Origin of the sequence: Demequina sp. NBRC 110056 (assembly GCF_002090155.1) — a bacterium.
Taxonomy (GTDB): Bacteria; Actinomycetota; Actinomycetes; order Actinomycetales; family Demequinaceae; genus Demequina.
This window is the reverse complement of record NZ_BBRM01000004.1, coordinates 193,355-205,934: the sequence shown is the minus strand read 5'-3', so window position 1 is coordinate 205,934 and position 12,580 is coordinate 193,355. Positions and strand designations below refer to the sequence as shown.

Sequence of the window (12,580 nt, the reverse complement as noted above, 5' to 3'; positions counted from 1 at the left end):
GCGTGTCAGGACGGATCCAGCTCAAGACCCGCGAGCAGATGCGGGTCATGGCTCGCGCCGGGGTGATCGTCGAGCGGGCCCTCGCTGCGGCCCGCACCGCAGCCGTCGCGGGCGCGACCACGCGTGACATCGATGCGGCCGCCGCCGCGGTGATCGCCGACGCGGGCGCGACCTCGAACTTCCTCGGCTATCACGGCTTCCCCGCGACCACCTGCATCTCGGTCAACGAGGAGGTCGTCCACGGCATCCCCGGCGACCGCGTGCTCGCCGCCGGCGACGTCGTGTCCATCGACTGCGGCGCGATCGTGGACGGCTGGCACGGCGACTCGGCGTTGTCCTTCATCGTGGGCGAGCCGCTCGACGCTGCCGACGTGCGCCTCGTCGAGGGAACGCGCGACGCGCTCTGGGCCGGGATCGCGGCGCTCGCGACGGCGACGCGGCTGGACGACGTCTCCGCGGCCATCGAGGACGCCGGCGACGCCGCGGGCCTGCATCCGCTCGTCGGGTTCGTCGGCCACGGCATCGGCACGGAGATGCACCAGGCGCCGGACGTGATGAACTACCGCACCCGCGGACGCCACCCCAAGGTGCGCCCCGGGCTGTGCGTCGCGATCGAGCCGATGCTCGTGCTCGGCACGTCGGAGTCTCGCGTCTTGGATGACGACTGGACCGTCGTCTCGGCGGATGGCTCGCGCAGCGCGCACTGGGAGCACTCGATCGCCGTCCACGACGACGGCATCTGGGTGCTGACGGCCGCCGATGGCGGCGCCGCCGGCCTCGCGCCGTTCGGCATCACGCCCGTTCCGCTCTGACCGACGAACCCGTTCGTGAGAATGGGGAGCTACCAGTGGGGACGCGTGCGACCTCGGACGCATCGTTTCGACACGCTCGCGCTGTGACATATCCGACGGCGCGTTACGAAGCGGTGACACGCGAGCCATTCGGAGGCAACGCGGCGAGCGTAGCGTGAGCTGTGCGGGGCAGGCCCGATGCGCGGGCCTCGGCCCCGCTCGGATGGAGTGGACCATGGCACGCGGATTCTCCTACGCGGACGGCGCGAGCGAAGAGGTCGAGATGGCCCGGCGCGCCGACCTGAGCCGCGCGCAGGTGCAGGCCCTCGCTGGCGGCAAGAACGCCGTCGTGCGTGAGCTCATGGCGCAGCGCGGCGATCTTCCCCTGGGCACGATGGTCTCGCTCGCGCACGACCGCAGCGTCGAGGTGCGCGCTGCGATGGCCGGCAACCGTGCGGCGACGGCGTCGATCCTCGAGCACCTGTCGGGCGATCGACACCAGCCGGTGCTCCACGCCCTGCTCGACAACCCGACCGTGGAGCGTGCGATCATCGAGCGCCTCGCGTTCCACAAGCGCGACGAGATCCGCGCTCACGCGGTGCGCAGGCTCGACGATGCCGAGGCTGCGTCTGCCCGGACGGACGACAGGGGAGTGCCGGAGCTCCGCGAACGCGGCACCTACGCCGACGTGGTCGAGCTGCCGGTGCAGCCGGTCCGGCTCCACGACGACCTGCCGGTCAGGCCCACGCGCACGGCGCCGGTGCGCGGCTTCCGCCCCGCCGAGGAGGCCTGACGTCGTCAGCCGGCGCGAGGCCGACGTTCATCTCGCGGCAAGCGAGTCGCAAGCCCTGTTTCACCTCGGCTCCGTAACGTCGGTGCGCACACGATCGGAGGTGGCGCATGGCGGACGGCAGGGCCGACGATGCCTCCTGGTCCCGCGCCTACCTCGCGAGCTCCGGACTGGGCACGGCCCGAGTGCGGCAGCGCCAGGTGAGCGCCGAGTGGCACGAGGCATCTGGCGCTGATCTCGCCCGCCCGCGGTTCGCGGAGCTCGCTCACCACCGCGACGTGGACGTGCGCGAGGTGCTCGCTCGCCGGCCCGACTGCCCGCTCGCCGTGCTCGCCTCACTCGCGCATGACGCGAGGGCGGCGGTCAGGGTCGCCGTGGCCGCCAATCCCACCGCCAACCCCTCGGTGCTCGCGCAGCTCGGGCGGGACCGCGACGCCGCCGTGCTGAAGGCGGTCGCCCGCAACCGCGCCACCCCGGCCGACACGCGGGCTCGACTCGCCACGCACCGGCGCCCCGAGGTGCGCCGGGCGGCCGAGCGCGCCACGGCGGAGCTCGCCGCAGCACCTGTGGTCCAGGACTCGGGCGAGGGGCTGCGGGGCGTGACCCTGCCGCCCGAGCTGCGCGATCGCGCGGCTGCCACTCATGCGGCGCTCGGCCACCCCGCACCCACCGACGCAGGGTCCATGCACGGAGCGCCCGTCCCGGCGGGGCCCGACGGCGGCGCGACCGATCGAGGAGCCCCCACACGACGCACGTCGCTGCGCGCGTACGCACCGCGACCGGCGGTCGGCCGCGACCGTGCGGGGGACGCCGAGACCGGGCGAGGTGGGGCCCCGACGATGCCAGGCATGGGCCGTCGCACGCCGGCGGTGAGCGCGGAGGCATTCTTCCCCGAGGGGCCCCGGCCCGCGACGGGCTGACGCCCGACGAGGCGACCGCGAAACGCCCGGGGGGAGTTTGTCGGGTTCGCCACAGCGGGCGCCCATTACCAGGGGTGCTTCCCTAGAGTGTGCGACACGGTGGCACGTGCGGGTGTCGCGTGCGCCGCGAGGGAGGATGGCATCGTGGGCATCTCGCCGGCACGTCGCGCCGCGGAGGACGTCGAGAGGGCGCGGGACCCGCGGCTCGCGCCGCCGGACCTTCTGCGTCTTGCGGTCCATCGCAGCGCATCGGTGCGCGCGACGGTGGCGGGGCGTGCCGACTGTCCGGTCGGCGCGCTCATCTCGCTCGGGCATGACACCGACCACGCTGTGCTGCGCGCCCTCATCGACAACCCCCGCACGCCCGCGTCGGTGGTGAGATCCCTCGCTGACCACCGATCCACCGCGATCTCGGATGCCGCGGTGCAACGCCTGCGCAACGGCTACAGGTGACGTCGGTCGCGCCGACGGTCGCGGTTGAACGGCGGGGCCGGGTGGCGTATAGTTGTTCGTCGGGCGTTTTTGCGCGCCCGCGCAACCAACCAACGTGAGTGGAGTCCATGGCCAAGAAAGACGGCGTCATCGAGGTCGAGGGCACGGTCGTGGAGGCGCTTCCCAACGCCTCCTTCCGTGTGGAGCTGACCAACGGTCATCTCGTCCTCGCACACATCTCGGGCAAGATGCGACAGCACTACATCCGAATCCTCCCTGAGGACCGGGTGGTTGTCGAGCTCAGCCCGTACGACCTGTCCCGCGGCCGTATCGTCTACCGCTACAAGTGAGCGTCACCGGCACGCACCGGCGTTCCGCGTGCCGCGACGCAAGGAAAGAAGCATGAAGGTTAAGCCGAGCGTCAAGCCGATCTGCGACAAGTGCAAGGTGATCCGTCGCAATGGCCGAGTCATGGTCATCTGCGACAACCTGCGCCACAAGCAGCGTCAGGGCTAGACAACAACACACGACCTCGTTCAGGCAGCCACACAGCAACCCCCGGCTCGGAGGCCGGGGCCCGCACCACAATCCCGCGGGAAGCCTGAGCGTCAGACCTCCGACTACTGAGGAGTAGAAGACAGACAATGGCACGCATCGTTGGCGTCGACCTCCCGCGCGAGAAGCGCATGGAGATCGCGCTCACCTACATCTACGGGATCGGCCGCACTCGTGCGCAGCAGATCCTCGCCGCCACCGGCGTCAGCCCGGACCTCCGCGTCAAGGACGCGGGCGACCAGGAGCTCGTCGCCATCCGTGACTTCATCGAGGCCAACTTCGAGGTCGAGGGCGACCTGCGCCGCACGGTGCAGGGCGACATCCGCCGCAAGGTGGAGATCGGCAACTACCAGGGTCTGCGCCACCGTCGTGGCATGCCGGTCCGCGGTCAGCGCACCAAGACCAACGCCCGCACGCGCAAGGGCCCCAAGAAGACCGTCGCCGGAAAGAAGAAGTAAGCCATGGCAGCTCCCACGCGCAAGCCGCGCAAGAAGATCAAGAAGACCGTCGCGCACGGTCAGGCTCACATCAAGTCGACCTTCAACAACACGATCATCTCGATCACGGACCCCTCGGGTGCCGTCGTGTCGTGGTCGTCGTCGGGCCAGGTCGGCTTCAAGGGCTCCCGCAAGTCCACGCCGTACGCCGCGCAGATGGCCGCCGAGGCCGCTGCCCGTCGCGCGCAGGACGCGGGCATGTCCAAGGTCGACGTGTTCGTCAAGGGGCCCGGCTCGGGTCGCGACACCGCGATCCGTTCGCTGACCGCCGCCGGCCTCGAGGTCACCTCCATCAAGGACGTGACCCCGCAGGCGCACAACGGCTGCCGTCCGCCCAAGCGCCGCCGCAACTAGCGAACGGGGGCCGCGCGCCTCGCCCCCGGGCGAGCCGCGCGCGACCCCGCCCCCGGGCGGCCGGCGCCCAGCGCATCGGCCCTCCGCACTCCTTTCAACTTCACACCTCCACCCTGACGGACCATTCCGGCAGGACTTGCGAGCATCAAATAGCGGGTGCTCGGAAAGGATATGAACAGTGCTCATCGCACAGCGTCCCCAGCTGACCGAGAAGGTCATCTCGGACAACCGTTCGCAGTTCTCGCTCAAGCCGCTCGAGCCTGGCTTCGGCTACACGCTCGGCAACTCGCTCCGCCGCACCCTGCTGTCGTCCATCCCGGGCGCCGCGATCACCTCGGTGCGCTTCGAGGGCGTCCTCCACGAGTTCACGACCATCGAGGGCGTGAAGGAGGACGTGACCGAGATCCTGCTCAACCTCAAGAACCTCGTGGTCTCGTCGCAGCACGATGAGCCCGTCGTGATGTACCTGCGCAAGTCGGGTGCCGGCGCCGTGACCGGTGCCGACGTCGCCCCGCCCGCGGGCGTCGAGGTCCACAACCCCGACCTGCACATCGCGACCCTCAACTCGAAGGCCAAGTTCGAGGTCGAGCTGACCGTCGAGCGCGGCCGCGGCTACGTGCCCGCCTCGATGAACAAGGGCTACGACGCGGAGATCGGCCAGATCCCCGTCGACTCGATCTACTCGCCGGTGCTCAAGGTCACGTACAAGGTCCAGGCGACCCGTGTGGCCCAGCGCACCGACTTCGACGAGCTGATCATCGACGTCGAGACCAAGAACTCGATCTCGCCCGCCGACGCGCTGGCCTCCGCCGGCTCGACGCTGGTCGAGCTGTTCTCGCTCGCGAAGGGCCTGAACGAGGCCGCTGAGGGCATCGAGATCGGCCCCTCGGACTCGGAGGACTCCATCGAGGAGGACTACAACCAGCCGATCGAGGAGCTCAACCTCACCCAGCGCTCGTACAACTGCCTCAAGCGCGAGGGCATCCACACCGTGGGCGAGCTGACCGCCCGCTCGGAGGCGGATCTCATGGACATCCGCAACTTCGGGCAGAAGTCGATCACCGAGGTCAAGGAGAAGCTCGCAGAGCTGGGCTTCTCGCTCAAGGACGGCGCCGTCGAGTACGACGGCGGGTCCGCGGGCGTGTACTTCTCGGGCAGCGAAGAGTAACAAGGAGAACCTGCAACCATGCCTACCCCCACCAAGGGAGCGCGCCTGGGCGGCGGTCCTGCGCACGAGCGTCAGATCCTGGCGAACCTCGCGCAGAGCCTGTTCGAGCACGGCCGCATCACCACCACCGTCGCCAAGGCCAAGCGCCTGCGCCCCTACGCCGAGCGCGTCGTCACCCTTGCCAAGCGTGGCGACCTCGCCTCGCGCCGCAAGGTGCTCGGTCTGCTGTCGGACAAGGGCGTCGTGCACGCGCTGTTCGCGGAGATCGCGCCCGGCTTCGCCGAGCGTGACGGCGGCTACACCCGCATCACCAAGATCGGCCCCCGCAAGGGCGACAACGCGCCGATGGCCGTGATCGAGCTCGTCGAGTTCGGTGCGCCTGCCAAGAAGGCCGTCGCCAAGGAGGCCGAGAAGGCCACCAAGAAGGCCGCCCCGAAGAAGACCGAGAAGGTCGAGGAGGCGCCGGTCGAGGAGGCCGCCGCCACCGACGCCGAGGCCACCGAGCCCGAGGTCAAGCCGGAGGAGGTCGAGGGCGAGCACGCCGAGGCCCCCGCCGAGGGCGCCGACGAGGCTGCCGAGGACGACAAGAAGTAACGACGGCCGATGCGCGGGCTGAGACCCGCGTGACGGTCGCCTTCGAGGCGGGCTCTCATGACGGATCTGCACAGCAGTGACGTCGTGAGGGCCCGCCTCGACTTCTCTTACGACGGCACCGACTTCTCCGGGTGGGCGACGCAGCCAGGGCTGAGGACCGTGCAGGGCGAGATGGAAGTGGCGCTCGCGCGCATCATCAGGGATCCCGCGACGGGCGAGGCTGTGCCGGTGCGGCTCACCGTCGCCGGCCGCACCGACGCCGGCGTGCACGCTCGTCACCAGGTCGCCCATGCCGACATCCCTGCCGCGTCCTGGGGTCGCATGCCAGGGCGCTGTGTGCGCGCGCCGGAGGAGGGCCTCCGCGATCGTCTCGACGGCCTCCTCCCTGACGACGTCACCGTTCGACAGGTGACGCTGGCACCCGCTGGCTTCGACGCGCGCTTCGCCGCGATGGAACGCCGCTACGCCTATCGGGTGTGCGACCGACGCGAGCTGCGTGACCCGCTCACGAGGCGCCACGTCCTGTGGCACGACAACCCGCTCGACATCGACGACCTCAACGCCGCGTCGGCGACCCTCATCGGCCTGCGCGACTTCGCGGCGTTCTGCCGCGCACGCGACGGTGCGACCACGATCCGCGATCTGACGGACCTGTCGTGGGATCGCGTGACCGAGGGGCCCGACGCGGGGCTCGTGGTGGCCACGGTGCGGGCAGACGCGTTCTGCCACTCGATGGTGCGGTCGCTCGTCGGCGCGCTGCTGGCGGTGGGCCAGGGGCGCCGAGACCTCGCGTGGCTCGCTTCCGTCGCCGACGAGACCTCGCGGTCCCAGGCGATCGCCGTGGCCCCCGCTCACGGGCTGACGCTCGAGCAGGTCTCGTATCCCGCAGACGAGCACCTCGCGGCGCGTGCCGAGCAGACCCGCGCCAGGCGAGCATGACGGACTCAGGTCCGAATTGACCGTCAAGCCCCCACGCCGGTAGAATCGTCTGTCGTTGTGCGTTCCGGCTGGAAGTGCCTCCCACTCGCCTCCGCAGGACCCGCCGACCGAACCCCGTGGCGCCCACGCGCCGCACCATCGTTAACGAGTAAGAAGGCTTCACAGTGCGTACGTATTCTCCCAAGCCGGGTGACGTCACCAAGAACTGGTACGTCATCGACGCTACTGACGTGGTTCTCGGTCGTCTGGCCTCTCAGGCCGCTTCGCTGCTCCGCGGCAAGCACAAGGCGACCTTCGCGCCCCACGTCGACGGCGGTGACTTCGTCATCGTCATCAATGCCGAGAAGATCTCTCTGTCCGGCACCAAGGCGACCGACAAGATGGTCTACCGCCACTCCGGTTACCCGGGCGGCCTGAGCGCCGTCCCGATCGGCGAGCTCCTCGAGAAGAACCCCCAGCGGGTCATCGAGAACGCGGTCCGCGGCATGCTGCCCAAGACCAAGCTCGGCCGTGCCCAGCTGTCCAAGCTCAAGGTCTACGCGGGCCCCGAGCACCCCCACGCCGCGCAGCAGCCGCAGGCGTTCGAGATCTCGCAGGTGGCGCAGTAAGCGCCCCGGACCCCCAAGGATTGATTGACGTGACTGAGACCGTCGAGAACGACACCCCCACCGAGTACACCTCCGAGTCCGCGCCCGAGCGCGGCAAGGGAGCTTCGGCCATCGCCCCCGGCGCCGGCCTCGGCCGCCGCAAGGAGGCGATCGCCCGCGTCCGCCTGGTGCCCGGCACCGGCGAGTGGAAGATCAACGGCCGCTCGCTCGAGGACTACTTCCCCAACAAGGTGCACCAGCAGCTCGTGAACTCGCCGTTCGCGCTGCTCGACATCGAGGGCAAGTTCGACGTGCACGCCCGCATCACCGGCGGTGGCCCCTCGGGCCAGGCCGGCGCGCTGCGCCTGGGCGTGTCCCGCGCCCTCAACGAGATCGACGCGGACACCAACCGCGGCACTCTCAAGAAGGCGGGCTTCCTGACCCGCGACGCGCGCGTCGTCGAGCGCAAGAAGGCCGGCCTCAAGAAGGCCCGCCGCGCCCCGCAGTACTCGAAGCGCTAACCTCGCGCCTATGGCGCGACTCTTCGGCACGGACGGGGTCCGCGGCCTGGCTAACCGTGACATCACGGCAGAGCTGGCCGTGGACCTCGCCGTCGCCGCGGCCCACGTCTTCGCCGACCGAGGCGAGTTCACGGGCCACCGACCCCGCGCGGTCATCGGCCGCGACACTCGCGTCTCCGGCCAGTTCCTGAGCGCCGCGGTGTCCGCGGGCCTCGCGTCCGCGGGGGTCGACGTGCTCGATGCCGGCGTCGTGCCGACGCCCGGGATCGCGTATCTGACCGCCTCGACCGAGGCGGACCTCGGCGTGGTGATCTCGGCGTCGCACAACCCCATGCCGGACAACGGCATCAAATTCTTCGGCCGCGGTGGCCACAAGCTGGACGACTCGGTCGAGGATGCGATCGAGGAGCGTCTCGCCGAGCCCTGGGAGCGCCCCACGGGCGCGGAGGTGGGCACCATCACCGACGCGTCCGACCTCGTCGACGGGTATGTCGACCACGTGGTCGCCGCCGTGCGCTCGTTCGCGGGCTCCGAGCGGCCCCTCGATGGCCTGTCGATCGTCGTCGACGGCGCCCACGGTGCTGCTAGCTCGGCCGGTCCCGCCGCTCTTCGCGCCGCCGGCGCCACCGTCCACGCGATCAACGTGTCGCCCGACGGCCTCAACATCAACGATGGCGTCGGGTCGACCCACCTCGACAGCCTCCAGGCCGCCGTGGTGGACACGGGCTCGGACCTCGGCGTGGCGTTCGACGGGGACGCCGACCGCTGCCTGGCCGTGGACCACACCGGCGAGGTCGTCAACGGCGACGCGATCATGGGCCTGCTCGCCCTCGCCCTCAAGGACGCCGGCGCCCTCTACCACGACACCCTCGTCGCGACCGTGATGAGCAACCTGGGCCTGCACCGCGCGATGACGGCCGCGGGCATCGCCGTCATCGAGGCGGCCGTCGGCGACCGCTACGTCCTCGAGGCCATGCGCGAGGGCGGCTACTCGCTCGGCGGCGAGCAGTCCGGGCACATCATCGTCTCCGAGTACGCGACCACCGGTGACGGCATCCTCAGCTCGCTGCTCGTGGCGGCACGGGTCAATGCTGGCGCTTCGCTGCGCGACCAGTGCGCGGGCATCGAGACGTTGCCGCAGGTGCTCGTCAACGTCAAGGGCGTCGACCGCACCCGGGTGTACTCGGACGCGCGGCTCCAGCAGGCGGTGGGCGCCGCCCGGTCCGCGCTGGGCTCCGAGGGGCGCGTGCTGCTGCGGCCCTCCGGCACCGAGCCCGTGGTTCGGGTGATGGTCGAGGCGGCGACCGCCGAGCTCGCGCAGGCCTACGCGGATGAGCTGGCCGCCGCGGTGCGGTCCCACCTGCCCCTCTGACGCCCCAGCGGGCGGCGACGGTGATGCCCGTCGATGCGCGCGCATCGGCCGTACGGACGACCGCGATATCAGCGTGATGCCCCATCGCGCCGCCCGTGCCCACCTGCCAGACTGAGCCCGTGACCGACGAGCGCACCTTCAGCGACTGGATCCTGCACTTCTCCTCGACCGTCGAGGAGTGGGTGCTCGAGCTCAGCGAGTCCCTGTGGATCTACCCGGGGGTGTTCTTCCTGTCGCTGATCGACGGGATCTTCCCGGTCCTCCCGAGCGAGTCCGTGATCATCGCGACGTCGACCGCCTCGTTCCAGACCGGCAGCCCCATCCTGGTGCTGATCTTCCTGTGCGGCGCGGTCGGAGCGTGGTGCGGCGACCAGATCGCGTACCTCGTCGGATCTCGCGTCGACGTCCGGCACTGGCGCCTGTTCAAGCGCGACCGCTGGCGCCACAGCCTGGACTGGGCGGAGTCCCAGCTCGAGCGCCGCGGCACCACGTTCATCATCGCGGCGCGGTTCATCCCCATGGGACGCGTCATCGTGAACCTCACCGCAGGCGCGCTGCGCTTCCCGCACCGGCGGTTCATGGGCGTCGACGCCGTCGCCGTGAGCATCTGGGCCGCGTGGGGCATCCTCCTGGGCACGGCCGCGGGGGCGATCTTCCCCAAGGACAACCTGCTGCTGTCGATCATCGTCGGCGTCGTCGCCGGCGTGCTGCTCGGGCTCGTCGTCGACAAGGTCCTCGGGTGGTTCGGCCTCACCGAACCCGAGCTTCCGGATCTGGCGGGCGACATCGAGGAGTCCCTCACGCCCGAGGACAGGGAGCGCCAGGCCGAGATCGAGCGTCACCGCGCGGAGCGCAAGGAGGAGCGGACCGGGCGCAAGGAGGAGCGCGTCGCCCACCGTGCCGAGCGGCGTGCGGGGGCGACCGGTCAGATCCCCGAGGTGCGCCGCACGAGCGGCGCCGATGCGCCGGACGGCGCCGGCGTCACCGGCCCGGTGCGCGCCGACGGCGCGGAGGCGGACCGCGGCACCGACGCCCAGGCCGCCACGGACTCGGAGCCGACCAAGGCCGGCGACGAGGACCGTCCGTGACGGCACACGGCGACGACGTCGCTGTCTCCTGGGAGGAGGCGCGGGCGGCGAACCTCGCCAACTGGGACGAGCGCGTCGCGATGCATGTCGAGGCCTACGGGCTCGACAGGTACCGCGAGGATCCGTCGTACCTGTCGGCCGTCATCAGGCATGACCTCGCCGCGCTCGCGACGCACCTGCCGCAGGGCGTGGCCGGCCTCGACGTCTGCCACCTCCAGTGCCACATCGGCACGGACACCCTGTCGCTCGCCCGCGCGGGGGCGACGGTCACCGGCGTCGACTTCTCGCGGCCGGCCCTGGACGCGGCCGCGGACCTCGCGCAGTCCCTCGGTCTCGACGCGACCTGGGTGCACACGGACGTGCTCTCCGCCCGCGACGCCGTGACCGCGGTGATGGGCGAGGAGGCGGCGTTCGACCTCGTCTACACGAGCATCGGCGCCATCGGCTGGCTCGCCGACCTCGACCGGTGGGCGGCTCAGGTGGCCGCGCTGCTGCGACCCGGCGGGCTGCTCTACCTTCGCGACGGGCACCCGGCCCTCTACGCGCTCGACGAGGAGGCGGAGGGGCTCGTCACCCGCTACCGGTACTTCCCCAACGGCCGCGCGCAGGCATGGGACGAGGCCACGACCTACGTGGGCGACGGGACCATCGCGTCGACGAGAACCTACGAGTTCCCGCATCCGCTGTCCGAGACCGTCAACGCGGTGCTCGGCGCGGGGCTGGAGCTCCTGCGGCTCGACGAGGGCGACACCCTTCCGTGGCGCTTCTCGGAGGCGATGGTCGAGCTCGGTGACGACGGCTTCGCGTACCCGGCGCCGCTGCGAGAGCGCGTGCCCACGACGTTCACGGTGGTGGCGCGCAAGCGTCCCTGAGGATCTCGCGCTCAGAGCTTGCGCATCTGCACGGTCTCGACCTGGTGGTCGGGGCCCTTGTTGAGGATGATGGTCGCCCGCGAGCGCGTGGGCGCGATGTTGCGCGCGAGGTTCGGGGCGTTGATCGAGTCCCAGATCTCGCCGGCGCGCTCCGTCGCCTGGGCATCCGTCAGGTCCGAGTAGTTGCGGAAGTACGAGTCCGGGCGCGAGAACGCCGTGCCGCGCAGCGCGAGGAAGCGCTCGATGTACCAGCGCCGCACGTCGGTCGGCTGCGCGTCGACGTAGATGGACACGTCGAAGTAGTCCGACACCGCCAGAGCCGTCTCGTCGAGGTCGCGCGGGCTCGCGGGCTGCAGCACGTTGAGGCCCTCGACGATGAGCACGTCCGGCGAGCGCACCGTGATGGACTCGTCCGGCACGATGTCGTAGGTGATGTGGGAGTACACCGGCGCGTGGACCTCGCGCCGCCCCGACTTCACGTCCGCGATGAACTGGCGCAGTGCACGCCGGTCATAGGACTCGGGGAAGCCCTTGCGCCCGAGCAGGCCCCGAGCCTCGAGGACCGCATTGGGGTGCAGGAAGCCGTCGGTGGTCACCAGCTCGACGCGCGGGGAGCGCGGCCAGCGCGCCATGAGCTCGCGCAGCACGCGCGCGGTGGTCGACTTGCCGACCGCGACGGAGCCCGCGATGCCGATGACGAACGGCGTGCGGGAGGCACGCTCGCCCAGGAACTCGCTCGTCGCGGAGTGCAGGCCCTCGACCGCACCCGAGTACAGATCGAGCAGCCGCGACAGCGGACGGTAGATCTGGTCGACCTCCTCGAGGTCGATGGGGTCGCCCAGGCCGCGGACGCGGGCGATGTCCTCCTCGGTCAGCGGCAGCGGCGTCGCCGTCGCGAGCGCGGACCACTCGGGCCGCGTCAGGGTGACGAAGGGACTGTCGACGTCCTCCGGGGAGACCTCGTTCACGCGACCATTCAACCGCATCGGCCGAGGCGCCCGGTCCCCGCGCGCACGGTCGGACGCCTTCGAGGCACCGCTCCACCGTGCCCGATGCGGTCGCGCGCGGGCGCCGCCGCCCGCATCCGAGGGCACGGGGAG

General features: G+C 70.9%; 17 protein-coding genes. 16 read left to right on the top strand and 1 reads right to left on the bottom strand.

The annotated features are described in order from the left end of the window. Positions 1 to 2 precede the first annotated feature (2 nt). From map to B7K25_RS07215, 16 genes are all read left to right on the top strand, one after another. On the top strand, positions 3 to 812 hold the full coding sequence (gene map / locus B7K25_RS07290) for a type I methionyl aminopeptidase (RefSeq protein ID WP_084105071.1): 810 nt from the start codon (positions 3 to 5) through the stop codon (positions 810 to 812). 214 nt (positions 813 to 1,026) lie between these two features. Next, the gene (locus B7K25_RS07285) at positions 1,027 to 1,584 is read left to right on the top strand and encodes a hypothetical protein (protein WP_084105070.1); all 558 of its coding nucleotides are present in this window, start codon (positions 1,027 to 1,029) and stop codon (positions 1,582 to 1,584) included. A gap of 107 nt (positions 1,585 to 1,691) precedes the next feature. Next, positions 1,692 to 2,501, top strand: coding sequence for a hypothetical protein (locus tag B7K25_RS07280; RefSeq protein ID WP_084105069.1), 810 nt, complete (start codon positions 1,692 to 1,694; stop codon positions 2,499 to 2,501). Positions 2,502 to 2,645: 144 nt separating this feature from the next. After that, positions 2,646 to 2,954: a hypothetical protein gene (locus B7K25_RS07275; protein ID WP_084105068.1), complete on the top strand. Its 309-nt coding sequence runs from the start codon at positions 2,646 to 2,648 to the stop codon at positions 2,952 to 2,954. Between the two features lie 107 nt (positions 2,955 to 3,061). Then, a complete protein-coding gene (gene infA / locus B7K25_RS07270; RefSeq protein ID WP_061960952.1) occupies positions 3,062 to 3,283 on the top strand; it encodes a translation initiation factor IF-1 in 222 nt (73 codons plus the stop codon). 52 nt (positions 3,284 to 3,335) lie between these two features. Further along, entirely contained in the window at positions 3,336 to 3,449 is a 114-nt protein-coding gene (gene rpmJ, locus B7K25_RS07265; RefSeq protein ID WP_061960951.1) for a 50S ribosomal protein L36, read from the top strand. Between the two features lie 128 nt (positions 3,450 to 3,577). Next, a complete protein-coding gene (gene rpsM / locus B7K25_RS07260) occupies positions 3,578 to 3,946 on the top strand; it encodes a 30S ribosomal protein S13 (protein WP_084105067.1) in 369 nt (122 codons plus the stop codon). A gap of 3 nt (positions 3,947 to 3,949) precedes the next feature. Continuing rightward, entirely contained in the window at positions 3,950 to 4,339 is a 390-nt protein-coding gene (gene rpsK / locus B7K25_RS07255) for a 30S ribosomal protein S11 (protein ID WP_061963598.1), read from the top strand. A gap of 178 nt (positions 4,340 to 4,517) precedes the next feature. Next, complete coding sequence (locus B7K25_RS07250; RefSeq protein ID WP_084105066.1) at positions 4,518 to 5,507, top strand: DNA-directed RNA polymerase subunit alpha; 990 nt, start codon at positions 4,518 to 4,520, stop codon at positions 5,505 to 5,507. Between the two features lie 18 nt (positions 5,508 to 5,525). After that, positions 5,526 to 6,101 carry a 50S ribosomal protein L17 gene (rplQ, locus tag B7K25_RS07245; RefSeq protein ID WP_084105065.1) on the top strand — a complete coding sequence of 192 codons (576 nt, stop codon included), beginning with the start codon at positions 5,526 to 5,528 and terminating at the stop codon, positions 6,099 to 6,101. 57 nt (positions 6,102 to 6,158) lie between these two features. Beyond that, entirely contained in the window at positions 6,159 to 7,040 is an 882-nt protein-coding gene (truA, locus tag B7K25_RS07240; RefSeq protein WP_084105064.1) for a tRNA pseudouridine(38-40) synthase TruA, read from the top strand. A 164-nt stretch (positions 7,041 to 7,204) separates the two neighbouring features. Further along, on the top strand, positions 7,205 to 7,648 hold the full coding sequence (gene rplM / locus B7K25_RS07235) for a 50S ribosomal protein L13 (RefSeq protein ID WP_084105063.1): 444 nt from the start codon (positions 7,205 to 7,207) through the stop codon (positions 7,646 to 7,648). Positions 7,649 to 7,668: 20 nt separating this feature from the next. Further along, positions 7,669 to 8,148: a 30S ribosomal protein S9 gene (gene rpsI, locus B7K25_RS07230; protein WP_084105062.1), complete on the top strand. Its 480-nt coding sequence runs from the start codon at positions 7,669 to 7,671 to the stop codon at positions 8,146 to 8,148. 10 nt (positions 8,149 to 8,158) lie between these two features. Then, entirely contained in the window at positions 8,159 to 9,520 is a 1,362-nt protein-coding gene (glmM, locus tag B7K25_RS07225; RefSeq protein WP_084105061.1) for a phosphoglucosamine mutase, read from the top strand. Between the two features lie 119 nt (positions 9,521 to 9,639). Continuing rightward, positions 9,640 to 10,608 (top strand): DedA family protein, encoded by a 969-nt coding sequence (locus B7K25_RS07220; RefSeq protein WP_159450154.1) that lies wholly within the window; start codon positions 9,640 to 9,642, stop codon positions 10,606 to 10,608. Continuing rightward, positions 10,605 to 11,480 carry a bifunctional 2-polyprenyl-6-hydroxyphenol methylase/3-demethylubiquinol 3-O-methyltransferase UbiG gene (locus B7K25_RS07215; protein ID WP_234988116.1) on the top strand — a complete coding sequence of 292 codons (876 nt, stop codon included), beginning with the start codon at positions 10,605 to 10,607 and terminating at the stop codon, positions 11,478 to 11,480. The genes B7K25_RS07220 and B7K25_RS07215 overlap by 4 nt, the downstream gene beginning before the upstream one ends. An 11-nt stretch (positions 11,481 to 11,491) precedes the next feature. Here B7K25_RS07215 and coaA read toward each other — a convergent pair whose 3' ends face one another. Continuing rightward, positions 11,492 to 12,466, bottom strand: a complete 975-nt coding sequence (gene coaA / locus B7K25_RS07210; protein WP_084105059.1) for a type I pantothenate kinase — start codon at positions 12,464 to 12,466, stop codon at positions 11,492 to 11,494. Positions 12,467 to 12,580 lie beyond the last annotated feature (114 nt).